The organism is Paenibacillus naphthalenovorans, from assembly GCF_001465255.1.
Lineage (GTDB): Bacteria > Bacillota > Bacilli > Paenibacillales > NBRC-103111 > Paenibacillus_G > Paenibacillus_G naphthalenovorans.
In genome coordinates this window covers 404,872-430,682 of the sequence record NZ_CP013652.1, presented here as the reverse complement: position 1 = coordinate 430,682, position 25,811 = coordinate 404,872, and the positions used below count along the sequence as shown (strand labels likewise).

Sequence of the window (25,811 nt, the reverse complement as noted above, 5' to 3'; positions counted from 1 at the left end):
GAATTAGACAAAAGGAGCAATGGCCGTCATGACGATAGAACAACAACATACGCAAGGTTGGCTGCAATCCGTCCGGTGGAACTCGCTGGAGGATCATCTGGACCTGCTCGATCAGCGGCGGCTGCCGGAAGACATCGTTTACCTTCAGCTGACCACCTCGGAGCAGGTATGGGACGCCATCAAGCAGCTTGCGGTCCGCGGCGCGCCGGCCATCGGCATCGCGGCGGCGTTCGGGGTATATCTTGGCGTACGGAAGTTCTCCGGCAGCCGTGAAGCGCTGCTGGCGGAAATAATCCGCCAATGCGATTACCTGGCGACGTCGCGTCCGACGGCGGTGAATTTGTTCTGGGCGCTCGACCGGATGAAAGCACGGGCGCAGGCGCTGCTTGGTGGAACTGCCGAGCCTGTCGGCGTGGATGCAGTGAAGCAGGCGCTTCTGGACGAAGCCCGCGCCATTCAGGCGGAAGACGAGGAAACTTGCCGCCTGATCGGCGAGCACGCCTTGTCTTTGTTTGAGGATGGCATGGGCGTCCTTACGCACTGCAATGCGGGCGGTCTCGCCACGGCCCGGTACGGCACGGCGACGGCGCCGATGTATCTGGCCAAGGAAAAAGGCATGTCGCTCAAGGTGTTTGCCGACGAGACCCGTCCTGTTCTGCAGGGAGCGCGGCTGACCGCATTCGAGCTTCAGCAGGCCGGGATCGACGTCACTTTGATTTGCGACAATATGGCAGGGGCCGTCATGTCCAAAGGCTGGATCCAAGCCGTAATCGTCGGTACGGACCGCGTAGCCGCCAACGGAGACGTAGCCAACAAAATCGGCACATACAGCGTGGCTGTCCTGGCCAAGGCCCACGGCATCCCGTTCTATGTGGCATGTCCGATGTCAACCATCGATCTGAATACGCCGACCGGCGCCGACATCCCGATTGAAGAACGGCACGAAGACGAAATTACACAGGGCTTCGGAAAGCGTACGGCGCCGCAAGGCGTAAAGGTGTATAATCCTGCCTTTGACGTCACGCCGAACGAATATGTCACAGCGATTATCACGGAAAAAGGCATTATCCGCGCACCCTACGCGGAAAATTTGAAAAAACTGTTTGCGTAGAAGCCGATGCTTCGGGGATATCCCCGCTTCAGCGTAACGGAAATCAGCGGCCTGTACTGCAGCCGATATTCCAGACACTGGACTTATTGGGCTCCGAATGCACAAGCGGCTTACTTAACCAAATGGACCCTGCTTCTGTAGCAGGGTCCATTTGATTTATCCGGCTGGAGGAGGAACAGGTACAACCTTTACGGGCTTAATCTTACTGAGCCAATATTCGACGTCCCTTGTGCCGAAGCCCCCGCCATAGACATCGGCACGATCATTGATTTTACTTAGTATATCGCTGATATCCCGCAAACCGGGATATTCAAGATCGGGTCCGGTGAGGACCAGCACAGGACTATTCCTCAGCCCCCATTTGACCCCGATCGCTTTTAAGGTTTGGCCTGGAAACAATCGCGGCTTATTCTCCGGATCATATAAAGCGCTTGACAACGTGGGATCGGTGCCGTCTACGGTATAATAAATGGCTGCGTCAGCCGGCAAGGTCGACAATGTGACTTCAAACCACATATTGCCGGCGGGTTGAAGAGAAGGCACAATGGCGCCGACCTCCCGTCTTTGGTCTCGGATCACATCAATCCCAAAGGTCTGTGTCATCCCGCTTTGCGCTTGTACAACGACGGTGACGTGATTCGATCCTTCTTGCAAAAAGGAAACCTCAATGGACTGAGTCGTCGGATCGAAACGGGCCCCGGTTACCTGAACAATAGACGCGTAATCGGAAATGATCGGATCAAGCGTCACATGGGACATCTCGTTGGGTACCGTCACGATAAAGCGATCCGGGGCCCGCTCTACTACAGCCGATGGCGATTGGGCGTAAAGATGTTTAAGCTCCACATCGTTCGACGGCAGACCTATCCTAATGGTCCATCGGCTTGGAATGTGTTCGACAGAATGAACGGTTAACGCGAGTGAGTACTGTTGTCCGTAAGGCAAGGAATCGATATGGATACGATTCATGTCACGCGTTACGCCTTCAGACGGGAACAAGTCAAACGTCGCTGACGGATCGCTTAAAACCACGTCCAGATTGGCCTGGTATACGCTTGAGGTAACAGGCATATAGAATGTTTGCAGATGCTCGTAAGGAATGAGCGGAGTCCCGTTATATGTCACTCCGGTAACCGTTGCCTGATATGGAAGAGTTTTGATGATATCCAGCGTATACAGCTTCTTCGTAAGCTGGTCCGCCGCAGTCACTTCAATCTTCGCCGTATTGTTCACTTCGGGAAGAAAAATGTGAAACGGCTCATTTTCCGGAAGCAGTTTCCCGTTTACTCGAACCGTTTGGCCGGGTTTCCGATCTACCGTCCCTTGTATACGATTTACGTTCCCCGGTACGTTCCAGGTAAGATGAGTATCGTCCAGATATCCTTGGCTGGCGCCGCTTTCGTTAACTGCCACATAAGTCAGATCCGCGGGTTCAATACGGTTTAGCGCAGCCGGACCGAGCACTTTGGCTATATAACCTTTTCGGTGCAAATCTCCCCAGTTCTTAAAAAAACCTCCGGAAACCCAAATATCCCCGTTGACAAGCGGCAGAAGAGCCGATACGCCGATGATGTGCCCGGGGCCTCCCATCGTTTGTTTCCAATGCTCTTCAAGCGACGCTCCAAACTTGTATACGTATCCCTTGTGCACGTCAGGATTGCCTGACGATATCGCTATTCCCCCTACGACAAATCCGCCGTCCGGCGCGGCCGCCAAAGCTCCATTACCGTTTGGAACCCATAAATCCGGCAGCAGCCGGGCTTCATCCGCATAAGAACCGTCTTCTTTGACGACATGTAACTCGGCGTTACCGGCATGGGGGGGAAATGACTCCCGCGTCCCCAGAATGACATACCGGTCTTCACCTGCTTGTGCAGCCGACACATAGGCCATCGGAGCCAAACCGGATTTCACCAATCCGTCCGTTCCGAAATCGTTAACCGGAGAAAGCGTGTCCGCGTCGGCGTTATAATGAACTTTAGCCAGAAGACCGTGATTCGCTTGCGTTACCCGATCCCGGGCATAACCTACGACCAAATAATGATCCGAACCGCCGACTTTGACGATTTTGTTTACAAAATAAGAATCCGCTCCTGAAATCGTAGTCTGAGACAGGATCTGCAAGACCGGATCCGCATTTATTTTTAAACGGAACAGTTGTATGGCCCAAGCGGAATTGATATTCCGGTTGACCGCAATGATATACTCATCTGCGGTCTCCATACGTACGATGGAGACGGGATCTGATTTTTCATCGCCTAATCCCGGGGAAAGAGCGGTCAAAGGTTGAAAGAAACCTGCCGGCCCTGCTCCGGGTATGGCCTCATAAACAGCCACAAAGGGACGATGCGTCCCACCCGGCGTATCCGCACGCGTTCCAACGACCAGATACCGGTTCTTTTTGATCTCCAGCACGTCATTCAGCTTGATATTCAACAGCGTGCTTTTCGCCGTGACTTCACCCTGCCCGTTCATCTTGTATAACTGGCTTGTCCCATAACGGGTACCCAGAGCGATCAGTCCCCCGTCCTCCGTCGGTTTCACGGTGGATATGTTCTGTGACATTTCGAACTCGGCAAAATGCTCCTCCAAGTGAAGATCCGGAGATTTGGCGCCCCTGTGCACGGTTAAAGTGTAAGGAGTATCCCCTTCTCCCACCCCAATCGTAATCCGGTTCGAGCCCCACAGCAGCGGGACAGGGTTCGAGGGATAGATAGACACCGAATGCTCATTCTCCGCTTCGGCAGCAATGGTCAGACGAGTGACGCTGCCGGAAACATCGATATCATATGTCCTGGTATTTGGGGAGAATTGAAAATCCGGAATTGCGTTGCCGTTTTGATCTGCGAGCGTTAGGGTATGTAATTCATATTCGATCGGATGGGCCTGTGTACGGTTGGCATCCATTTGCAAGAACAAGAAGAATAGCAGACATATGGCGGCTGCAAACCGAACCCTCTTCCGCAGCCCAAGCAGGTGGAGGCCGCAGTCCGCCTCCGGCTTGTGAATCATAAATTTAACTTCCTCTCTGTATAGATCTACCATCCCTATCATATCTTATTTTCGGCAGGAAACCGGATTTTTGATAGTTTTTTAGAAAGAAAGAGATCATCCGAAGACAGATGGAAGCCAAAGCTATTTCTTTTTCATGCCAATCATTATGATAATATAATAAATAATAAGAAAATAACTGACATACTCTTGAATCAAAGGACGATTTCACGGCAAGAAAAAGGGAGATAACGCAATGAATATCCTTAAATTCCGCTCGCAAAAGGAATTGAACCAGGCCGGAGCCGGCATGATCATCGAAATACTGCAAACGAATCCGGGAGCCGTCCTCGGGCTTGCCACCGGAGGTACGCCGGTCGGCATCTATCAGGAACTGGCGGCAGCGCATCGTCAAGGGCTGGTCAGCTATGCGAAGGCCGCCGTATTTAATCTCGATGAATATGTGGGGCTTGAGCGCGGCCATCCTGAAAGCTATTACAGCTATATGCAGCGGCATTTACTGGGCAAAATAGACATTCCTCCGAAGCAGTGCCACATTCCCGACGGCATGGCGGCCGATTTGGAATCGGAGTGCAGGCGCTATGACCGCGTGCTGGAGGAAGCCGGGCCAATCGATCTGCAAATGCTTGGCATCGGTCACAACGGACATATCGGCTTTAACGAGCCGGATGAGGAACTGGAGCACGTAACGCACATAGTCGAACTCCAAGAGCAAACGCGCGAGGCGAATGCCCGTTTCTTCGGCATGCCCGAGAAAGTGCCTGCACAGGCGATCACGATGGGAGTCGGAACGATACTCAAGGCCAAAAGGATTCTTCTTGTCGTCCGCGGACCGGACAAAGCCGATATTGTAAAAAGGGCGCTGCAAGGGCCGGTCACGACGAAATGTCCGGCGTCTTTTCTGCAGACCCATCCAGATGTAACGGTGCTTTTGGATACGGATGCGGGGAGTGGGCTAGGATGAACTCAAGAATAAAAACAACGCTTATCCATCATGCGAACATCGTCACTTTAGACAGGGTCCTTGCACAAGGCTATGCTTTTCTGCAGGGGGACATCATTCAAGAGACGGGGCCTATGCAGGAGCTGGACCCGCAGCTCCTGCAGCTTGCAGAAGAAATCATCGATGCCGGCGGCTTCTGGCTGCTGCCCGGTTTTATCGATGTGCATGTGCACGGAGGGGACGGACATGACTTCATGGACGCGTCTGCCGAAGCGCTGGAAGGAATTACACGCTTCCATGGGAGCCACGGGACAACGACGATGCTGGCGACGACGACGACTGCTCCGCAAGAGGAGCTAGCAAAGGTACTGCAATCGGTTCATTCGTTCCGGAATAAACAAATGCCCTATGCACAGCTGGAAGGAGTACATTTGGAAGGACCGTTCATCAGTCCGGCATATCCCGGCGCCCAGAACCCCGCCTACATCGTTGCACCCCGGCAGCAATGGATAGACGATTGGACAAGGCAATACCCGGGGCTGATCCGGTTGTTGACACTGGCTCCCGAAAGGGAGGGCGCGTTGCCTCTTATCGAGAAGCTGTCCGGTCAAGGGATCGTTGTCGCTTGCGGTCATACCGACGCTACTTACGCACAAATCAGAGAAGCCGTCCGGCACGGCCTGCGGCATGCGGTTCATACGTTTAATGCGATGAAAGGGCTGCATCACAGAGAGCCGGGCGTCGTCGGCGCCGTCTTGACCGAGGATGCCATCGGTGCGGAAATGATTGCAGACGGCCGCCATATCCACCCGGCATGCATCCGTCTTCTTATGCAGGTGAAACGCAACGATAACCTGATGCTGGTTACGGACGCCATATCCGCCGCCGGGCTTGGCGACGGGGATTACCGGTTCGGCGGGCTCGAGGTGACAGTACGAAACGGAGCCGCCACATTAAAGGACGGCCGCACCTTGGCCGGCAGTACCCTGACGATGATCGATGCGTTTCGGTTCATGGTCAACACCATCGGCGCGTCAGTGCCCGAAGTCAGCAGGATGGCCAGCCATAACCCTGCCAAGGCTCTCGGCATTGCGGACAGGACCGGAAGCATTGCGCCCGGTAAACAGGCCGATCTGCTGCTGGTGTCTCCGGAGCTGTCGATCGACAAAGTATGGGTGAAGGGCAGCCTTGTTTTGTTCTAAAATGGAAAAATAAAATCCCGCCGATGTTCGTTATAACGAAATCAGCGGGGAACCTTGAAGCTTGATAAAGTCTTAGCCGCGGCATAGCGAATAAAAGCCTGTTTAGATGAACGGACTCAGGTCCGTTACTTTCCAAACAGGCTTGGTTGAATTGATGTTCCATATGAACGTCCGGCTGAGCCGCATGAACGGAGAAGCCTCGTCCAGCAGAGTCATTCCAACACTTCATGGGTAAGCGATAATGCGCTGCCGCTGCAAGATCGCAAGCATCCGTCACAGGCGCATCAGCTTCCGCTGCAATATGTCCTGCCTCCATTATTCGGGTGACGGCCGTCCTCTTATGATGGCATTAAACCCGTTCATTCACCATACGGTTCGTCAACGAACCGAGCTTCTCGATCTCGATCGTCACGACATCGCCGTCTTTAAGGTAGACCTGCTTATCCTCCGGATATCCCATAACCACACCCTCCGGTGTTCCCGTTAGAATGATGTCCCCCGGTACCAGCGTCATATGTTGAGAAATGTAGCTAACGATTTCGTCGCAATGGAATATCATATCCGACGTATTGGAATTTTGCCGCACTTCACCGTTTACGATGCTGCGAATGCCGAGGTTGTTCGGGTTTCCGACTTCATCGGCCGTCACCAAGTACGGTCCAAGCGGACTGAAGCCATCGCAGGACTTACCGAGCAGCCACTGCTGCGTACGCATTTGCAGATCGCGGGCGGACAGATCGTTCACGTTGCAGTAGCCAAACACATAATCCAGCGCGTTTTCTTTCGCCACATATTTCGCCTGCTTGCCGATCACAATGCAGAGCTCGGCCTCATAGTCCACTTTGCTGCTGACGCTCACGGGCAGCGGCACATCATGTCCGTGGCCGGTTAACGTATTGTTGAACTTGTTAAACAATATCGGATATTTCGGAATCGGCGAATTCGTCTCCTCTGCATGCTTCCGGTAATTCAGTCCGACACAAATGATTTTGTTCGGATGGGTTACGCAAGGTCCAAAGGTCAGCTTGGATTCATCCAGCACATACGCTTCGCTGCCGCCCGCCGCCAAAGCCTGATCAACGAAATTCTGCAGCGCGCTGACCGCCGCCGGGCCGCCTTCGATCACTTCATGTACGGTTTGCGGAACCGTCTGTCCCGCATTTTGCAGCGTTTGAATCGCTTTTCCAATATGTATGACGCCCCGGTCTGTTTTCACGCCAAGCTGAGCGTTTCCATTCTCCAAAAATGTAAGCAGTTTCATAATTGCATATCCTCCCCAACAGTTTTGTTTTATCAGGCATTCTTCCCGAACGTGGCTCCGCCATCAATGTACAGCGGGGAGCCCATCATGAACCGGGATTCGTCCGATGCGAGGAACAATGCCGCATTCGCCACATCCTCCGGACGGCCTAGCTCGCCGCTCAGCTGACGCTTTTTGATCGACTCGATCGCTTCCTCCGGATTGTCGTAAGACTTTTTGAGGTAATCTTCGACAAACGGCGTAAAAATGGTCCCCGGCAGCAATGCATTGACGCGAATATTGTAAGACGCATAATCGACCTGCATTGATTTGGTCAAGGCCAGCACCGCTCCCTTGCTGGCGGAATAGGAAGCTCGCCGGGCGAGTCCGATTTCGGCAATGCACGAGGACATGTTGATGATCGAGCCTTCCCTGCGCTCCATCATATAGGGCAGCACGAATTTGCAGGGCAAATAAACGCCCCGGATATTGACGCTGATAACACGGTCCCAAGCCTCCGGCTCCACTTCGTGTATGGCGCCGACACCGCTGACGCCGGCATTGTTGAACAGAACGTCGATACGTCCGTACCGGCCAATCACGGTGTCTACCATCGCTTGCACCGATTCCGGGCTCGTCACATTCGCCTGCACGAATATGGCCTGGCCTCCGGCGGCTTGAATGTCCTCCACCGTTTCCTGCCCTTTGTCCTCATGCAGGTCGTTGACGATTACGGTCGCGCCTTCTCTTGCAAACAACAGCGCCGAGCTTCTGCCTATGCCCGATCCGGAACCGGTGATCAGCGTAATTTTGTTCTGCAATCTCACGGGAATCACATCCTTTGCTTTTTACTCCGTTATTGCGGGTTTTGTGACAATCGTTTGGCCAAGGCGCAGATCTCCTCTTTGGCGAGTTCCCGCTTCTCCTCCCATTCGTGCTGGAACATGGAGCAGCTGATTGCCGCTATGACCTTGCCGTCCGCGTCTCGCACCGGTGCCGCCACACAGCTAAAGCCCATCACCGCCTCCTGCAAATCATATGCACACCCGTTTGCTCTGACCTCGGCCAACTGACGGTACAGCTCCTCGCGCGATTGAAGCGTATGAGGCGTAAGCCTCGGTTCCAGCTCCCCTGAAGTGTACAGAGCATCCAGCTCGGCCCGGTCTTGAAAAGCCAGCATCACTTTCCCCAGCGCCGTGGCATGGGCGGGAAACTTGATCCCGGGTTCCGAAGCAAGGCGTACGGGAGAGGGCATCTCTTCCTTGGCTAAATACAGCACCTCGCGCCCCTCCAGCTTCGCCAGCTGGATCGTCTCCTTAATTATATGCTTCGTGATGGAAGCCTCCTTGCGGAAACGGTCGATCAAGCTGAACTGTTTGAAAAAAGCGTTTCCAATATAGCCTAGTCTGGAGCCCAGCGAATAGGTGCCGTCGTTCTCGCGCACAACCCATTCAAGCGCTTCCATCGTATTCAACAAGGAAAACATGGAGCTTTTATGGATGGCCAACCGCTTGGACAGATCGATCAGCTTCAGCCCGGACGGCTGCTGGGCGATCGCCTGCAGCACATCGTTCGCTTTTTCGAGTGCCGGTACCCAATACTTCTTTTCCATGCAACCTCCATGCTGTTACACCATAGGTTTACTATAATAAACCAAGGTTTTGTATATTACATCTTCATAGTAGCACCCGGCTTCTTGATATGTCAATCGGAAATTATGCCGAATCACGGCAGACTGCCCCCTTTCCCGTGAAATGACAAAACCCCGCATGCGCAGCCTTCTTGTGCGATCAGCGGGGAAAGTGAAAGGCTTATTTAATAATAACGGCATATACTTTGCCGGGGCCGTGAATTCCGATCGTCAGGTCGTTCTCGATATCCGCGCTTCGGCTCGGGCCGGTGATCAGATTGAGAGATGAAGCGTACTGCTCTGGCGACGATTTATCCCGGGTAATCCGCTCAAACGCTTCCCCCATCCGGTTCACCAGCTGGCCGGCGCGGAACACGGCAAACAAAATGTCCGTCAACAGGCTGACCGACCGGCCTCTCTGCGGAGAGCACTGAAGCACTAAGGTGCTTGTATTCGCTACGGCAAAATCCGGCCATACGATCCCGAGCTGGCACCGCTCCGTACGCTTCAGCAGCTCGCTGCGCTTGGCCCAGTTAGATTCAGGCAGCTCCTCCACGCCCGCCTCAGGCTGAAATTCCAGCTCGCCCGGATTGACGGGCTCCACCCACGGTATAACCTCGATGCCTGCTTCCTTGAGCGCCTCATCCAATCCGAGCGCCTTCAGCTCCTCGTGTTCCCAACGGGAGACGTGCGTTACACCGAGCTCGGCAGCGATCTCCTTCAGCCATGCGCCGATCCGCTGCTTGGCCTCAGAAGCTTCCACAATGAGCACCTTGCCTGTCAAAGCCGTCCAATTCTCGGTAAACAGCGAGATTTTCTCTTCCACTGTGCGATCCAAGTCTTTATACCATTGCGGCGCGCCCCGAAAAGGATGAGCCGGAGCTGTACGAGGTACAGAGCTGCGTCCAAGCCGCGAAGACAAGCTGCCGATAAATGCATCTCTGCCTTGGATTGTACCCTTAGTCATAGCGCTGCTCCTCCCCATTTCGATTTGTCAAAGCGCCTGCACGTCCGGCACTTTCCCGCTTTAGCTCCTGCTGCAGCTCCCGCCACCGCTCGCGGAACGACTGCTTCGGCTTCATCGGCAAATGGCGTGACTGCGTCCAGCCCGCTGCCGGTCCGGGCGCTTTTTTGATCACGCCTTTGCTCACAAACGGCTTCATCAGATAATAGGCGGACTTCGTCGCCATCCGATACAGCTTGACGCTGCCAAACGTTGTCTGGAACGTCTTGAAAGCCACGCGTTCGGCCAGCGGCGTCAACCCAAGCCGCACCTTACGCGCCCGAAGCTGCACAAGCATGTCATGCAGCGGTATCTTTACCGGACACGCTTCATAGCATGCCCCGCATAAGCTGGAGGCGTAGGCCAGCTGCCCCGCTTCCTTCATGTCCTGCTGCAGCAGCGGTGTCAGTACGGCTCCGATCGGGCCGCTGTATACACTTCCGTAAGTGTGTCCGCCCACGTGACGGTACACAGGACAAACATTCAGACATGCCGCGCAGCGGATGCAGTGCAGCACCTCTTGAAATACCGGGTCTCCGAGCTGTGCCGACCGCCCGTTATCCAATATGATCACATGAAGCTCCTCCGGTCCGTCGAGCTCCCCTTCGCGGCGCGGTCCCGTAATCATGGAGGTATACGTGGTCAGCTTCTGCCCCGTCGCACTCCTGGCAAGCAGGTTCAGCACGACCTCAAGGTCATCGTAGGTGGGCACCAGCCGCTCCATTCCCATGATTACGACATGGCATTTGGGGATTGTGCTCACCATCCGCCCGTTGCCTTCATTAGACACCAGCGTGATCGCACCCGATTCGGCTACGCCGAAATTGCAGCCGGTCATTCCGATATCCGCTTGGAGGAAATAGTCGCGAAGCCGCTGTTTGGCATACCGGGCGAGCACCTTGGTTTCCGGCAGGAACGATTCCCCCGCCTCTGCCGAGAACAGGTCGGCGATTTGCTGCTTGTTTTTGTGAATGGCCGGGATGATCAGATGGGAAGGCGTTTCTTTGGCCAGCTGCAAAATATATTCACCCAGGTCCGTCTCAATGGCTTCTATGCCCCGTTCTTCGAGGTGACGATTCAGATGAATTTCCTCCGACACCATGGATTTGCCCTTGGCGACCAGCTTGGCGCAGCGCTTTTCGGCAATGCCCATGAACGTTTGGACCGCCTCATCCCCGGTGCGGCAGAAGTACACATGTCCGCCGGCCTTGGCAACATTGTCCGAGAATTGCGTCAGGTAGTAATCCAGGTTGTCCACAACGTGCTTTCGGATCAGCCGTCCGCGTTCCCGCCATTCCTCCCACTGGCCAAAATCATCCGTCGCCATTTTCTTGCCGGTCTTCAGCTTATCGGTTGTAAACGCTACCGCTTTGCGAAGAAAATCATCCGCCAGCGCTTCCTCCGTCCGCTGCTTCAGCCCTGTCCCGATCAGTTCCTTTTCATTTGCGACCTGCCGACTCACCCCGCTTCACCCCTTCCTCCAGCAGCTGCGCCAAATGCATGACGCGTACCGGCTTATTTTCTTTATTTAAACGGCCGCCGATATTCATCAGACAGCCCATATCCGTACCGACAAGCACGCTGGCGTTGGTCGAGCAGACGTTGGCCGCTTTCTCGCACACCATGGCCTCCGACATGTCCGCCATTTTAACCGCGAACGTGCCGCCGAAGCCGCAGCAGTCCTCTTTATACGGTAGATCGATCAGCTCCAGCCCTTTCACATGGGCCAGCAGCGTGCCGGGCTCCTCCCTGACGCCAAGAAGACGCATGGCATGACAGGACGGATGATAAGTGACTTTTTCCGGAAACTCCGCAGCCAAATCCTTTATCCCCAGCACATTGACCATAAATTGGGAAAACTCGTACGTTTTTTCAATCAGCCGTTCCGCTTTTGCCTTCCATTCCGGTTCGTTCTCAAACAATGACGGATAGTAATGATGCACCATTCCCGTACAGGAGCCCGACGGCGATACCACATAATCGCTGTGCTCGAATGCGCGAATCCAATTGCGCGCCACTTCACGGGCTTCATCTTGATAGCCGCTGTTGTATGCAGGCTGACCGCAGCAGGTTTGCAGCTCCGGGAAATCCACCTCGCAGCCGTACCGGTGCAAAAGCCGGACGACGCTCTCGCCGACCTCCGGGTACAACTGATCGGCCAGGCAGGTAATAAATAAGGAAACTCTCATGGGAATCCATCCTTTTCATTATGAGTTCACTCACTTATCAGGTTATCAGATAAGTTACGTTTTGAAAAGGGGGTCGGGTCCATTTCGGGGCGTTCCTCCAATCTCGCTTCCATGCCGACGGCACTACTTTTTCAGAAATTTCAGCAGGATCTGCTCGACGTGGGCCAGATGGCGCCCCATTTGTTCTTGTGCCGCCGCCGCATTTTGGCCGCGAATGGCTTCATATACCGCTTGATGCTCCTGCCAAAGCCGTATGGATACCTGGCGGTTGGCGTACATCTCCAGCCTGCGGGTCTCACGGATCGCCGTCTGCATCTGGGACGAGATCGAATCGATCAGCCGGACCATGATTGAATTATGTGTGGCCTCGGACAAGATCAAGTGAAATTCGATGTCCGACCGTTCTCCTTCTTCCTCATCGCCGAGGTATGCCTCCATCCGCTTCAGCACCGCCTCAAATTTACGAAGATCCTCGTCCGTCCGCTTCTCGGCCGCCATACCTGCCCCGGCAATCTCCAGCGCCTTCCGCGCCTCGATCAGCTCCAGCACCGTCTCCTTGCTCATCAGCAGCGAATCGAACTCCGGCAGCCCCACATCCCGCGATTCGATACTTCGCACATAGCTGCCCTCGCCCTGATGAATCTCTACCAGCCCCATGGCCTTCAGGGCGCTGAGCGCTTCCCTGACAGTTGAGCGGCCTACCTGAAAGCGTTCGGACAGCTCTTTCGTTGAAGGGAGCTTCTCTCCGGGCTTCAATCCGCCAGACACAATCTGCTCCTTGATTTGCTCCGCTATGGCTTCATAGATTTTGTGCGTTCTGATCTTTTGGATTTCCAACCATGACTCCCCCTGTCTGTCGTTGCCTCCGATATTCATTATACCCGGATTCTCAAGGAGCACAACCAGACGGGATCGCGTCCCCGGGCCTTCCCATACCCAAACCGTCCATTCAACGCCGCCCGGCACCTTCCAAGCCCCCGGATTATCTATGTGCTAAAAATAAACCGCCGAACAACGCCCGGCGGCTTTCCTTTGGTTAAAACATCCGTGCAACCGCATCTTTTCCGATCATCCCCGGCACGATGCCGAGCTCCACCGCACCATAGGTTACAGATTCCAAGGGGGCTTCCAGCAGCTCCTCAATCGTCCTGACCCCCGTTGCCCGACCGGCGATAATCCCTCTTTCTTTCAGCCGCTCGTTCAATAGTCCGACGTCTAAGGCCCCGCACATGATATAGCCTCTATCCGTAGTCACGGCGAGCAGCGTTGTTTTGGGCAGCTTCACTTCGACCGCGAGAGCGATGCGTCCTCCCATATCAATCGGTTCCAATCGCATCATGATAAGCACTCCTCTTAATGACCTTGTGCTGTCAGTATATGTATGCTCTGCCCCATGCGTGCCATTGACGTTATGCATCTATAAGGTCCCTGCTGCTTTTCATGATAAAATAGTGGTATAGTATAATATACCTAATTCAATTAAGAGGAGACGCCTATGGAGAAAGCCAATCCGCGCAAGCGCAAATTTTTGTTCAACGTAGACATCATGATAGAGGATGAAACCAACGGGCGTGCCTTGGAAACACTGCTGCACTTGTTGAATACCAACGATGTCGAGGATTATCAAATCAAGCAAGGGGTGGAATTAGGTAAAAAAATCAAAAAGGCTCTGAATGAAACGGTGATCAAAAAAAGTACTGTGCGGGCAGAGTCGACGACATTTTCGCCCGAAGACAAGAGAGACGGCAAGGCCAATGAGCCTTCCCTTCAGGAGAACGATCCTCACAAGCTGATCTGGGAAAAAATGATGACGTTCCAGCAGAACAATACCCTGCTCCGGCTGTCCGTCGTCAAGGGCAAGGGCATCAAGCTCAGCATGCCCTGTCGGATCATCAGCGTAGACTCGGCAAGCGGGAACGTGACGGTCTATCATGTAGACGAGAAAAAAGTCTATCTGTTTAAAATCAACGAAATCGACGATTATGAAATTCACTAATGGGTAAGTACGAGGAGAAGAATAGCCTTGAACTTCATTGCACAGATGACTCCGCAGGAATTCAAGCTCTTCTTCCGTTTCACCCCTTTCGGCGCTCACACGCAGACTCCGATGTGCTGTCATCGGCATCATGGACGGCTGCAATGTTCGCATCGCCGCCATGGGTGACGCCCTTCCCCGATGAAGGAGATGCCGATCCTCAACTTATTCGGTCGGCAGCCATTACGGCTGCTCCGAAAGCATAAAAAAACGCCCGGTGCACCACCGGACGATCTCTGTGTTGAATTATGATTCGGACGGGCTTTTCCAAGCTGCAAGCGCCAGAAACAGCCACCCCAACAAAAAGGCAATGCCCCCGATCGGCGTAATCGCTCCGAGTGCCGTAATGCCCGTTATACTCAAAACATAAAGACTTCCCGAGAACAAGATGATGCCGATCAGCATAAACCACCCTGCACGGCGCAGATGTCCGCCGGCCGGAAGAATCGATGCGCACAGTCCTATGGCGATCAGCCCCAGCGAATGCATCATTTGGTACTGCACGCCGGTCTGGTAGTTTGCCAGCATGTTCGGCGTCAACACCTCTTTCAATCCATGCGCACCGAACGCGCCGAGCGCGACGGACAAAAGCGCGCAGATGCTGCCGATGGCGACAAACGTTCTGTTCATTCTCTGCTCACCCCCCATCTCTTCGGACCCGCTTAAACCATCTGTCCGACATCATGCTGACCGATGATCAAAGTGACCGGTTCAAGAAAGACACGGGTAGACGTCGGTTGAGCGATCAAATCGAATTCGACATCAATCACCCTGAAGCGCTCCCGTCTGCCTTCTCTTTTATCATGCACCACTTCAAATTCTTTAAGTCCCAACGGATATGAAACCACGGTAGACCCTACGGACAGCATCGCCGCTTCATATTCTCCATGGTTGAACAAGACCTCAGACATGATCTCGTCATTCATATCTACAATTTTGACCATTTGGCAGATCATATACTTCATTGCCTTCCTCCTTCGGTTAAAGGGTACCGCCGTACGGCCGGCTTATGAATCCGTACCCCGAATACGTTTAGTGATTCAACACGGCATCCCTGCATTCCTCTTTTTTCAACAGGATTTGACATCATCATTTCGAGCTCAGCAAAAAAACGGTCTCCGGCTTTCCGCTCGGGTGGCAAAACGAAGCATTCCGTCATAATATGCAACATCCAAGCCTTAGGAGATGAAAACGGTGAGCAAAAACAAAAATTTCAAAAAGAAAACCCCCCCATCCTCCATTGATAAAAACCGGTTCAATATGAAGGTTGTCACCTCAGATGTCTGCGCACGCTGTCTCAAATGCGAAAGAGGACGGCGCTACCTGCAAAAAATGTCGCTGCCCGGTGCTGTGGGTAAAGGCGTACCCTGTATACTGACCAAAGGCAAAGCTTACGGCTGACTCTCCGTTAACCGGTGGGCAAGTATCCGGCATTTCAGAAGGTCATGGCTTGGCAGCATTTGTTCAAGTCCGGCTGAAGTACTATAATAATAATGTCTGATACGCGACCGGGAGTAAACTCCTTTACGCATTACGCTTTTTTGAAAGACGAAAAAGGGGATTATACCAATGGAAATCTATCACATCGAGGATGCGTCGCTTTTCCCTAACTCCGGGCCGGAAGAACGGAGAAAACGGATTCTTGTGATAACGGCCGTCGAAGCCGAGAAGGATGCAATATGCCGGGGGCTGAAGGGGGACGGCCGATTTGACGTCCTGGCAGCAGGCGTTGGTCCGATAGCCGCCGCAGTCGGCACTGCGGCGGTCCTGGCGTCGGCCAAGTCCGATTATGACCTGGTGATTAGCGCCGGAATCGGCGGCGGGTTCCCGGGACGGGCTCCCATCGGCTCTTTGGTTGTCGCCGAGGAGATGGTCGCCGCCGATCTGGGGGCCGAGACCCCCGAGGGCTTCGTCAGTCTGGACAAGCTGGGGTTCGGTACAGCCCGCGTACACGCCCACGGCAGTCTGGTTGAACGAGTGACGGAGGCACTCCGGAATGCCGGGCTGCCGGTACATACGGGTCCGGTCCTGACGGTGTCGACGGTAACGGGTACGGCCGCTACCGCTGCAGCACTGTCCGCCCGGATCCCGGGTGCCGCTGCAGAAGGAATGGAAGGTTATGGCGTGGCTGCGGCCGCCGTCAAATTTGGCATACCCGTTTTGGAAATCCGCGCGATTTCCAACCCGGTTGGCCCAAGGGACCGTGACGCGTGGCGAATCGGGGACGCCCTGAATGCGTTAGAAGCAGCAAGTACAATCCTGAGGGAGGTTCAACTATGAAAATCGCCTTTTCACCTTGTCCCAACGATACTTTTGTTTTTCATGCCTGGGTGCATGGGCTGCTGCCCGGTGCGCCGAAGCTGGACGTGCAGTATGCAGACATCGATATCACCAATAACCTGGCGGCCAATGGCAGCGGGCCGGAAGTGCTTAAAATCTCCTATGCGGCTCTACCTTGGGCGATGTCAGAATATGCCCTCTTACCGTGCGGCGGCGCGCTCGGCAGAGGCTGCGGGCCGCTGGTGCTGACGAAGGACGGCACGAATGACCCTTCGATATTGTCCGGCCGGCGGATTGCGGTGCCAAGCGAACGCTCGACCGCCTATCTGCTGTTTCGGCTGTGGGCGGCCCAGCAAGTACCGGGAGGCGTGGGCGAGATTGTGGTGATGCCATTTCACGAAATCATGCCGGCGGTACGAGACGGCTCGATCGACGCCGGATTGGTTATCCACGAAGCGCGCTTCACCTACCCGTCGTACGGGCTTTCTCTTCTGGTCGACCTGGGAAACTGGTGGGAGGGTGATACCGGCTTTCCCATTCCGCTGGGTGCGATCATAGCCCATCGTTCTCTGGACCTTGATGCCATTGCCCGGTGGACCCGTGCTTCTGTCGAATATGCCTGGGCTCATCCGGAAGCGTCACGGGATTACATCCTGAGTCACGCTCAGGAAATGGATCCCAAAGTCGCGCAAGCTCACATCGATTTATACGTTAACGAATTCACCGCGGACTTAGGCGAAGACGGATACGCCGCGGTTACGACTTTGCTCCGCAGGGCGTCTGAAGAAGGACTGATACCGGCGGTTGATTTTGCCGCTTTAAGAAACAAAAATCATTGAAACGTAAAAACCCTCCGGAACCATGCGATCTATGGTACAGAGGGTTTCTTTTGGTTGGGTTATAAGGGTTCTGTCCCCTTGAAGAAGGGGATTTAAAAGATCAAGTATTTACGCAGATACTTTGGATTGGGTGCAGTATGGAATAATCTCATTGATATCTTCTACCGAGTCCAGCTCATAGAGCTTCTGAATGATAGTCTCTGTATTCTCGCTGTCCAGGATTCCTTTCACCAAATTTCTGAATTTGCTGCAGAGCATCTCGTCTGTCATCGGATTTTCAATGCTGCCTGTAGCATGCTTCACCCGGTATTCAATCACATTCCCGTCTACTGTGGTGAGCTTCGCTGCACATTCGTCCTCTTCGAATGCTTCATTGACCACGGGTTTGATTTTATTTCTGAATTCGATCGTCCGCGGATCCAGCACTTTGGCATCCTGATACTGTTCTTCACTGGCATCGCCATCGAGAAAAGCAATAGCTCCTGTATGGTAGATACTGAATTTCCCTTCCAATCCGGTTTGCGGCTCAGGTTTTCCCGTCAACTCAAGCACGTATGGATTGACAGTAATTTCGATTTCTTTTACAAGAGCGGGATCGGCAACTTTTTTCCCCAAGGCAATGCACGCATCAATGGCCGGATGAAGAACGATACCGCAGGCATAAGGTTTAAATGCATTTTTAAGCGTTTCCCACTGGGTTCCCCAATTCACGTTGACCTTGTCGAGATCATGTTCCGGCGCCAATACATTGGCGAAGCCCCTTTTGGCTTCAAGAACTTGCTTGGAGCTGGTAAATCCTTTTTGTGCCAGCAATGCGGCAAGCAATCCGTTCTCGGCCGCTTTTCCGGGGTGGAAAGGCTTGGTCATCGTGCCGAACATTTCACGCAGCCCAAATGCTTGGGTTCCGGCTATACCTAAAGCATACAGCATTTGCTCTTCATTCAATTCCAGCAATATTCCTGCGGCAATGGCGGAGCCGAATACACCGGCCGTACTCGTAATATGCCATCCCAGATGATAATGACTTGGATAAACGGCATTGCTGATCCGCAGCTCCGCTTCTACTCCAAGAATAAAAGCACGCAGTACTTGTTTGCCGCTCAGGCCGTATTTTTCAGCAAGCGCAAAGCAAACAGGGGCCACGGGTCCGCTGGGATGATGGATCGTATCCAGATGGGTGTCATCATAATCGAAAATGTGAGAGCTCATGCCGTTAATCAAGCTGGAGAACAATATATCGGCCTTCTCTTTTCTCCCAAAAATAGACACCTGTTCGGTAGACTGTAGGTCTTCCTTCAAGCTCAACAGCATGTCTACCGAAGGATGATAAGCCGCACCGACGGCAACGCCCATCCAATTTAAAATACTTTTCTTTGCATGCTGAATGACTTCCTGCGGAATATCTTCCCACTTTGTATTTAGGCAATTGTGTACCAGCGTTTGTGTAATCATCTTGTTCTCTCCCTATTCATCCTATTTTTTATGAATTCCCCCTGCCAGTTAGGGGGCATCGTTATCTTCATTGCGGCGATCGAGTTGTTTTATGGCATTGGAATATGCATTCCGAATATGGAATTTGGCCGTCACCTCTGCCAATTCCGGGTCTCTGCTCTCAATGGCATTGAGTATCAGCCAATGCTCCTTCAGGTTTTCCACGGGTCTGCCGCTTTGCGAAAGAGACTTGGCCATAATAATGGTGATATGGGACTGCAGCGTTTGCAAGGCATGGATTAAATACACATTTTCGGAGCCTGATGCAATACCCATATGAAATTGGGCGTTAATTTTGGATAACAGGGCGATATTGCCTTGTTCCGCCGCCTGCTCGGCCTGCTCCAACAGCTTGTGAAGCCTTTGAATAGCGGATTGGTTGGGGTGCTGGGATAACAACCGGGCTCCCAAGCCTTCTAGCATTTCCCTGACTTCATACAGGTGGCGTATTTTTTCATGAGAGAAAGAGATGACCCTGACGCCTTTATGAGGCTCGTACTGTACCAGTCCCTCTTTTTCCAGTTTACGAAAAGCTTCGCGAATGGGCGTTCGGCTAACGCCGAGCAAATTGCCTAATTCACGCTCCGAAAGAATCTTATCCGAATGAAAATCCCCCCTTTTGATCGCATCAAAAATATACTCATATACTCCGTCTACTTTGGTGTTGAATTCCTCCGCCAATTGTACATCCCCCACTCAAATGTGTTGTTTCATTATTTTCTCATGTTTTTTCCATTTTTCAACCTGCTTGACGTTCTCATGAGAGAGGGAAGCCCGGATCGGGTTAAATTGTCGATTTTTGCAACGCTTAAGCCGCCTCGTCATTCACAATCACTTTTTTCCCTTTCATTTTCAGCACGATGGGAATCAGGATCCACAATGCGGCGATGGATAATAAAATCAGGGAGCCCGGTCTTTCTACAAAAATCATATAATTTCCATTGGTCGTAATCAGTGCCCGGCGCAAATTATTTTCAATCATGGGCCCTAACACCAGGCCCAGCACAATGGGTGCCAACGGAAAATCGTGCTGAGTGAAGAAATAACCGACAAGGCCGCAGACGATCAACAGCATAAGATCAAAAACAGATACCTGCACGGCGTACACGCCGAAAATCGAGATGGCTATAATCATGGGTATCAAATATTTGGGCGGCGTTTCGATAATTTTGGCAAATATCTTCACAAGCGGCATATTCAGGATCAGCAGCATGACATTCCCGATAAACATACTGGCGATGAGTCCCCAGGCGATGGTCGGATGCTCCTCAAACAACAAAGGACCCGGCTGCACGTTGTACATAATCAAGGCGCCCATGAGAATAGCCGTCGTTCCCGAGCCGGGAATGCCAAGGGTAAGGAGCGGGATCATCGCTCCCCCCGACGCTGCGTTGTTGGCGGATTCAGGTGCGGCAACCCCTTCAATGGCCCCCTGCCCGAACTTGCCCGGCGTTTTACTCACCTTCTTCTCTACGGAATAGGCGAAAAAGGAAGCTAACGTTGCACCGGCTCCGGGCAGCACCCCAATAATAAACCCCAATAACGATCCGCGGATAATGGGCATGGTGCTGACTTTAATGTCCTGCTTCGTTGGCATCACTTTTTGGATTTTGGCGACGGTCCCCGTATTGAAATCACCTTCGAGAATGGTTTTAAACACTTCACCGAGCGCGAATAAACCGACAGCGACCGTTAAAAATTCAAGCCCTTGAAATAATGCGGGGTTATTAAAGGTAAAACGGGCAACGCCTGAAACGGTATCTAATCCAATCGTGCTCAGCAGCAGCCCGAAAACCGTCATCATCAACGCTTTGGTCATCGATTTTCCGGCCAGCCCGCTCACCGCGCATAAACCGAGGATCATCAAGGCGACATATTCTGCCGGACCGAAACGAATCGCCAGTTTGGATAAAGGAGCCGCCAGAAAGATCAACGCCACCAGGGCGACGATCCCGGCCACGAAGGATCCGATGGCCGAAATCGCCAAGGCCGCTCCTGCCCTCCCCTGCTTGGCCATTTGGTGCCCGTCTAACGTCGTAACGACAGAAGAGGATTCACCCGGTGTATTAAGCAGAATGGAAGTGGTAGACCCGCCGTACATCGCTCCGTAATAAACCCCTGCAAGCAAAATAATGGAGCTGGCGGCGGCCTCGTCCGGACCCAGTCCGCCTGTAACCGAAGCCGTCACCGGAATTAACAGGGCGATCCCGCTCATCGGACCGATTCCCGGCAGTACGCCTACCGCTGTGCCGATCAGCACCCCGAAAAAGGCGAAGAGCAAGTTATGCCATTGAAAGGCGATGCCGAAGCCTGTAAATAAAAATTGTAATGTGTCCATATTTTATCCCCTTTAAATTCCCATCCATGATGGTAATCCAGGTAAGGTACCTTCAAGAACTTCGACATACAGATAATACAATCCGAAGGAAAAGAAGAATGAAATCAGAACGGACCGGAACCACTTTCCTCTTTCCATCGTCTGGAAACCGATCAGAAGAAAAATAAATGTACAAATCACATAGCCGAGAACTTCAAGAAGCAGCACGTATAAGATGGTGGCGGCCAGGATGATGCCGAATCGTTTATAATCCAATGCGGCGGTCTTTTTCTTGCTCTCGCCCTTATATTGAAAGGTCTCATATAGCAGCCGGAAACTTAACAGTACGAGAACAAATCCAAGCCCGAAGGGGAAAACGTTGGGCCCTACGCTTGTGTCAATCGAGCTTTGGGCCGCCAATTGACTGCTTTTGTACATGAAAACAGCTCCGATGGCCAGAAAAACCAGACTTGCATATCGATCCACTGTTTTATTCATGTTCGCTCTCCCTTTTAATCACTTGCTCAATTTTCCGAGCCATTCTTTCGTCAAGGCGTCTTGCTTTTTCACATACTCGGTAAATTGCTTGTGATCCATTGTTCCGTCCACCATTTGCGAGTTTTTCATATAGTTCTTAAATCCTTCCGTTTGCATCGCTTTCCCGAAAGCATCGTTCAGTTTTGCCAGGACTTCCTCCGGAATCCCGGCAGCCGCATAAATTCCTCTGAATTGTGCCCAAGAGGTATCTACTTCATATCCGGCTTCTTTATAGGTCGGAACATCGGGCCATTCTTCCAAACGCTTATCCGACATGACGCCCAGCACTCTTAAATGACCGCTCTTGACATATTGGGAAACTTGAGCGGGATTGGAATTGGCTACATCAATATTATTGCCCAACAGAACTGTAACCGCTTCACCGGTGCTTTCATAAGGCACCCAGTTGGCTTCCACACCCGCTTTTTCGGCAAAAATGTTCCATGCTACATTGTGGCCCGAGCCGATTGCGCCATACCCGCCGACATTAAGGGTTTTGGGCTTTTCCTTCATGGCTTTTACCAGATCCTGCAGCGTTTTGTAAGGGCTGTCCGCGCGAACAGCAATCACATACGGGTCGATTTGCACCCCGGATACGTAAGTATAGCTGTCTACGTTAAACTGGTCTTTCAAATTGCTGTTCCACATTCCGATTTGAGAAGGGGTCAATGTTCCAAGCGTATACCCGTCCGGTTTGGCTTTAGCTAATTCCGCCATCTGGGAAGCTCCGCTTCCACCGGGTTGATTTTCAATGAGTATGGGTTTGCCCAAAAACGGCTCCGCTGCTTTGGCTAATTCGCGAGCCATCGTATCTGTGGGACCTCCCGCCTTCGTATGAACCACAATCGTAACGGATTTCGTCGGGAAGTCTAATGTTTTTTTCTCTCCCGCCGCAGGACTTGCCCCCTGACCCTGCCCTTCTGTGGCCATTGTTCCGCAACCTGTGAGCAGCTGCAGCCCGAGCACGGAAGCCAAAAGCAGTGATGCCGATGTTTTGTTCATCATTTTTAAAATCCTCCCTTTTTTTAAAAAAATCGCACAAACCGTCGAACCCCTCTTACCGGTATACCACTTTAGTTAAATGGTATACCAATTGATGCTAATTATTGCGCAAAAGCTCGTTTTTAGTCAAAATCAAAATATCCTTATTTTTTAAATAAAATACTTATTTATCTCCTATTATCTTTCATTTTCACTATTTAATATATATTCTTAAAACGCTTACATTTTAAATTAATGGTATACCGTTTAGTTGTGGTTTAATTGAACTGAAGCCAAACAAAATACAAGATCCCTGTGCATCTATGAACCATTTCACCGCGCGGCTGCAGACGAACAGTATCACGCGATATGGTTTTTGTACTTTTATGCCCGGCCAAAATAGTCCGATCCTGTTCCCGTTTTGCCGTCCGCCTTTTAAAATTCTCCGCCCGCTCCGAAAATCTGTTACAATGAATGTATCATCTATTCGAAGGAGCGTTTATCACGATGATATATATCATTTACGATTTGGAATTTACAGTCGTGCGGAAGCAGCAGCATTTGGCGGAGATTATCGAGATCGGCGCCGTGAAAGTGGCCGAGGTAAACGGAAGCTTGCAGATTGCAGACAAATTTCAAACGTTCGTCAGGCCGTCCGGGAATCCGGTGCTAACCAGGCATACGACGGAGTTTACCGGCATCCGGCAGGAAGATATGGCGGGGGCGCCCGACTTTCGCGAAGCTGTCGAGCTGTGGACCCAATGGATCGGGAATGAAGACTACTATTTGTGTGCGTGGGGGTCCGATGATAAGTATCAATTGATCCGCCACTGCCGCGAAGTGAAGCTGGATCCGGACTGGATCAAAAACCACAACAATCTGCAGCGACAGTACTCCAAAAAAGCCGGCGGCGAGGTGTATCAGCAGATCGGCCTGAAGCGGGCCTTGGAAATGGAGGGGATCGCTTTCGAGGGCAGTCATCATCGGGCCCTGGACGATGCGTACAACACCGCCTTGGTATTCGTCAAACGTTTTGAAGATTTCGAGCTGCAGACCAACGCGCCTGAGGATGATTATACATACTCCAGCGAGGTGGTTTATTCTTCAGGCGAAGAAGAGGCCAGTTCTCCTTTTCAAGCGCTTGCCAAGCTGCTGCGGCCGGACGCTTCCTGACGGTGCAGATTCAATGATGACAGCCTGCAGCTCATCCGGGACCTTCATGAAGAAGGTCCCTTTCCTTCGCCGGCCGATCAGCCGAAAAAAACTTGTTCAAACAACCTTTTTATTCTATAGTATTTTTTGTATCTGTCTTAAGCCAACGGGAAAAGGAGGATGGCCAGACACAGAACCGGTTAGCCTGTTCTACGCAAAAAGATGAGCCCAGCATCTCCCGGTTAATCGATAACATGATCAAGAGAAACCTGGGAAACGGCTGCCCCATGGTACGGACAGGCGTACAAATCTGATCTATTTGTAGAAAGAAGGATATTTCATGAGCACCGCTTCACCCGCCAATCAAACGCAGGCCGGAGAAAAACTGCTTCGCGTTATGTTTTTCACGCTGATTCTATCCGTTATGAACGCAACGATGTTCAACGTCGCACTGCCTTCAATCAGCGAAGAATTTCATCTCTCGCCATCCCAGGTCAGCTGGATCGTAACGGGATATATCATCGTCTATGCCATCGGTTCGGTCACCTACGGCAAACTGGCCGATACGTACCGGCTGAAGGATCTGCTCACGTTCGGACTGTTCTTTTTCGCTCTGGGATCGATCGTTGGTCTGATGGCAACGGAGTTCTGGATGGTCATCACCGGGCGAATTCTGCAATCGATGGGGGCTTCCGTTATTCCGGCAACCGGAATGCTGATTCCCGTACGTTATTTCTCTCCCGAAAAGCGGGGGAGAGCGCTTGGAACCACCACGGCAGGTCTCGCGCTGGGTACGGCTATCGGTCCGATTGTCGCCGGCTTCGTGACCAGCTTGGCCAGCTGGCGCTTTCTCTTTTGCCTTTCCCTGCTCGTTTTGCTGACACTGCCGTTTTTCCGCAAATATTTGGACGACGCCAAAGGGCACGCTAAGAAAACCGATCTCCTCGGGGGAGGATTGATGGCCGGGACGATTGCCTTCTTGCTCCTGGCTGTGACCAACGGAACGTGGACGCCGATGTTCATTGGAGCGATCCTGCTGGTTCTGTTTATTTGGCGAATCCGAAGCGTCGATCATCCGTTCATCCAGCCCGCTTTGTTTCGTAACAAACAGTACACCTACGGCATTCTTATTGCTTTTCTCTCCACCGGACTCAGCTTCGGAATTCCGTTTATCACTCCTCTTATGCTGTCAAACCTGAATCATTTGGCGCCGGCAGTCATCGGATTCATCATGTTTCCCGGAGCTCTGACGGCATCGCTGCTCGGTAAAACGGGCGGAAAAATCGCAGACGGAAAAGGCAATGCCCAACTAATCTATACTGCGGTCATCCTGCTGTTTATTTCTTTCAGCTCGTTGTCTCTTGTCGCCGGACTATCTCCGTTGATTGTCATGATCTTCCTTGTATTCGGCAATGTGGGACAAACGTTCATGCAGATCGCCATGTCCAACCTGGTTTCCCGGACCCTGCCGAAAGAACAGGCCGGAGTAGGCATGGGCCTGCTTATGATGATGAATTTCATTTCCGGAGCCACAGCGACGACAATCATCAGTAAAATGCTGGACTTCGGCACTTCTTCACTGCAATTCAATCCGTTTCTTCTGTATAGACCGGCATTGATCTACAGCAACATATTTGCCGTTTTGGCATTCATGGTGATCGTCGTGTGTACCATCTTTTATTTCCGACTGGGCCGTGGTGTCAAAAGAACGGTCTGAAGGCTTTTTCGTTCCATTTTTCAAACCATCATACAAAAAAGGGCTGCATCATTGTACCGTTTTTCATACAAAGATAACGCATTGGCCCGGATGGAATAAAAAAATACGCATCTGTCCGTCTCACATATCCCC

25 protein-coding genes are annotated in these 25,811 nt (G+C 52.3%); 9 read left to right on the top strand and 16 right to left on the bottom strand.

The annotated features are described in order from the left end of the window. Positions 1-19 precede the first annotated feature (19 nt). Positions 20-1,111, top strand: a complete 1,092-nt coding sequence (gene mtnA / locus IJ22_RS02090) for an S-methyl-5-thioribose-1-phosphate isomerase (protein ID WP_373864963.1) — start codon at positions 20-22, stop codon at positions 1,109-1,111. 156 nt (positions 1,112-1,267) lie between these two features. Here mtnA and IJ22_RS02085 read toward each other — a convergent pair whose 3' ends face one another. After that, positions 1,268-4,123: a cadherin-like beta sandwich domain-containing protein gene (locus IJ22_RS02085; RefSeq protein ID WP_062406900.1), complete on the bottom strand. Its 2,856-nt coding sequence runs from the start codon at positions 4,121-4,123 to the stop codon at positions 1,268-1,270. Between the two features lie 235 nt (positions 4,124-4,358). On the opposite strand from IJ22_RS02085, the gene nagB reads away from it, so the two are divergent. Both nagB and nagA read left to right on the top strand, forming a co-directional pair. Further along, complete coding sequence (gene nagB / locus IJ22_RS02080; protein ID WP_062406897.1) at positions 4,359-5,087, top strand: glucosamine-6-phosphate deaminase; 729 nt, start codon at positions 4,359-4,361, stop codon at positions 5,085-5,087. After that, positions 5,084-6,268, top strand: a complete 1,185-nt coding sequence (gene nagA / locus IJ22_RS02075) for an N-acetylglucosamine-6-phosphate deacetylase (RefSeq protein ID WP_062406895.1) — start codon at positions 5,084-5,086, stop codon at positions 6,266-6,268. The genes nagB and nagA overlap by 4 nt, the downstream gene beginning before the upstream one ends. 349 nt (positions 6,269-6,617) lie before the next feature. On the opposite strand, the gene IJ22_RS02070 is transcribed toward nagA, so the two are convergent. The 8 genes from IJ22_RS02070 to IJ22_RS02035 all read right to left on the bottom strand — a co-directional run bounded on the left by IJ22_RS02070 (position 6,618) and on the right by IJ22_RS02035 (position 13,669). Continuing rightward, on the bottom strand, positions 6,618-7,529 hold the full coding sequence (locus tag IJ22_RS02070) for a fumarylacetoacetate hydrolase family protein (protein WP_054817156.1): 912 nt from the start codon (positions 7,527-7,529) through the stop codon (positions 6,618-6,620). A 32-nt stretch (positions 7,530-7,561) separates the two neighbouring features. After that, positions 7,562-8,335 (bottom strand): SDR family NAD(P)-dependent oxidoreductase, encoded by a 774-nt coding sequence (locus IJ22_RS02065; protein WP_062406894.1) that lies wholly within the window; start codon positions 8,333-8,335, stop codon positions 7,562-7,564. Between the two features lie 29 nt (positions 8,336-8,364). Further along, positions 8,365-9,120: an IclR family transcriptional regulator gene (locus IJ22_RS02060; protein ID WP_062406892.1), complete on the bottom strand. Its 756-nt coding sequence runs from the start codon at positions 9,118-9,120 to the stop codon at positions 8,365-8,367. Between the two features lie 199 nt (positions 9,121-9,319). Further along, complete coding sequence (locus IJ22_RS02055) at positions 9,320-10,105, bottom strand: LutC/YkgG family protein (RefSeq protein WP_062406890.1); 786 nt, start codon at positions 10,103-10,105, stop codon at positions 9,320-9,322. Further along, complete coding sequence (locus IJ22_RS02050) at positions 10,098-11,603, bottom strand: LutB/LldF family L-lactate oxidation iron-sulfur protein (protein ID WP_062406888.1); 1,506 nt, start codon at positions 11,601-11,603, stop codon at positions 10,098-10,100. Before IJ22_RS02050 ends, IJ22_RS02055 begins: the two co-directional genes overlap by 8 nt. Then, positions 11,581-12,330: a (Fe-S)-binding protein gene (locus IJ22_RS02045; protein ID WP_062406886.1), complete on the bottom strand. Its 750-nt coding sequence runs from the start codon at positions 12,328-12,330 to the stop codon at positions 11,581-11,583. The genes IJ22_RS02050 and IJ22_RS02045 overlap by 23 nt, the downstream gene beginning before the upstream one ends. A gap of 123 nt (positions 12,331-12,453) precedes the next feature. Beyond that, on the bottom strand, positions 12,454-13,167 hold the full coding sequence (locus IJ22_RS02040) for a FadR/GntR family transcriptional regulator (RefSeq protein WP_062410821.1): 714 nt from the start codon (positions 13,165-13,167) through the stop codon (positions 12,454-12,456). Between the two features lie 199 nt (positions 13,168-13,366). Then, a complete protein-coding gene (locus IJ22_RS02035) occupies positions 13,367-13,669 on the bottom strand; it encodes a YunC family protein (protein WP_054817153.1) in 303 nt (100 codons plus the stop codon). Positions 13,670-13,825: 156 nt separating this feature from the next. On the opposite strand from IJ22_RS02035, the gene IJ22_RS02030 reads away from it, so the two are divergent. Continuing rightward, complete coding sequence (locus IJ22_RS02030) at positions 13,826-14,326, top strand: hypothetical protein (protein WP_062406884.1); 501 nt, start codon at positions 13,826-13,828, stop codon at positions 14,324-14,326. A gap of 285 nt (positions 14,327-14,611) precedes the next feature. Here IJ22_RS02030 and IJ22_RS02025 read toward each other — a convergent pair whose 3' ends face one another. Together IJ22_RS02025 and IJ22_RS02020 are read right to left on the bottom strand one after the other, a co-directional pair. Continuing rightward, entirely contained in the window at positions 14,612-14,995 is a 384-nt protein-coding gene (locus IJ22_RS02025) for a DUF423 domain-containing protein (protein ID WP_062406882.1), read from the bottom strand. 32 nt (positions 14,996-15,027) lie between these two features. Next, positions 15,028-15,330 carry a hypothetical protein gene (locus IJ22_RS02020; RefSeq protein ID WP_054817150.1) on the bottom strand — a complete coding sequence of 101 codons (303 nt, stop codon included), beginning with the start codon at positions 15,328-15,330 and terminating at the stop codon, positions 15,028-15,030. A gap of 220 nt (positions 15,331-15,550) precedes the next feature. Here IJ22_RS02020 and IJ22_RS02010 point away from each other — a divergent pair, with 220 nt between their 5' ends. The 3 genes from IJ22_RS02010 (at position 15,551) to IJ22_RS02000 (ending at position 17,484) form a co-directional block, all read left to right on the top strand. After that, positions 15,551-15,766: a hypothetical protein gene (locus IJ22_RS02010; protein WP_054817149.1), complete on the top strand. Its 216-nt coding sequence runs from the start codon at positions 15,551-15,553 to the stop codon at positions 15,764-15,766. A gap of 168 nt (positions 15,767-15,934) precedes the next feature. Further along, positions 15,935-16,645, top strand: a complete 711-nt coding sequence (locus tag IJ22_RS02005) for a futalosine hydrolase (protein ID WP_062406878.1) — start codon at positions 15,935-15,937, stop codon at positions 16,643-16,645. Beyond that, positions 16,642-17,484: a 1,4-dihydroxy-6-naphtoate synthase gene (locus IJ22_RS02000; protein ID WP_062406876.1), complete on the top strand. Its 843-nt coding sequence runs from the start codon at positions 16,642-16,644 to the stop codon at positions 17,482-17,484. Before IJ22_RS02005 ends, IJ22_RS02000 begins: the two co-directional genes overlap by 4 nt. 108 nt (positions 17,485-17,592) lie before the next feature. Here IJ22_RS02000 and IJ22_RS01995 read toward each other — a convergent pair whose 3' ends face one another. From IJ22_RS01995 to IJ22_RS01975, 5 genes are all read right to left on the bottom strand, one after another. Beyond that, positions 17,593-18,936, bottom strand: coding sequence for an MmgE/PrpD family protein (locus tag IJ22_RS01995; protein ID WP_062406874.1), 1,344 nt, complete (start codon positions 18,934-18,936; stop codon positions 17,593-17,595). A gap of 48 nt (positions 18,937-18,984) precedes the next feature. Further along, the gene (locus IJ22_RS01990) at positions 18,985-19,656 is read right to left on the bottom strand and encodes a GntR family transcriptional regulator (RefSeq protein WP_062406872.1); all 672 of its coding nucleotides are present in this window, start codon (positions 19,654-19,656) and stop codon (positions 18,985-18,987) included. Between the two features lie 127 nt (positions 19,657-19,783). Then, entirely contained in the window at positions 19,784-21,313 is a 1,530-nt protein-coding gene (locus IJ22_RS01985; RefSeq protein ID WP_062406870.1) for a tripartite tricarboxylate transporter permease, read from the bottom strand. 12 nt (positions 21,314-21,325) lie between these two features. Next, the gene (locus tag IJ22_RS01980; RefSeq protein ID WP_062406868.1) at positions 21,326-21,790 is read right to left on the bottom strand and encodes a tripartite tricarboxylate transporter TctB family protein; all 465 of its coding nucleotides are present in this window, start codon (positions 21,788-21,790) and stop codon (positions 21,326-21,328) included. An 18-nt stretch (positions 21,791-21,808) separates the two neighbouring features. Continuing rightward, positions 21,809-22,834 (bottom strand): tripartite tricarboxylate transporter substrate binding protein, encoded by a 1,026-nt coding sequence (locus IJ22_RS01975; protein WP_062406866.1) that lies wholly within the window; start codon positions 22,832-22,834, stop codon positions 21,809-21,811. Between the two features lie 483 nt (positions 22,835-23,317). On the opposite strand from IJ22_RS01975, the gene IJ22_RS01970 reads away from it, so the two are divergent. Both IJ22_RS01970 and IJ22_RS01965 read left to right on the top strand, forming a co-directional pair. Then, a complete protein-coding gene (locus tag IJ22_RS01970) occupies positions 23,318-23,983 on the top strand; it encodes a 3'-5' exonuclease (RefSeq protein ID WP_054817143.1) in 666 nt (221 codons plus the stop codon). 319 nt (positions 23,984-24,302) lie between these two features. Further along, a complete protein-coding gene (locus IJ22_RS01965) occupies positions 24,303-25,679 on the top strand; it encodes an MFS transporter (protein WP_062406864.1) in 1,377 nt (458 codons plus the stop codon). Positions 25,680-25,811: the final 132 nt, after the last annotated feature.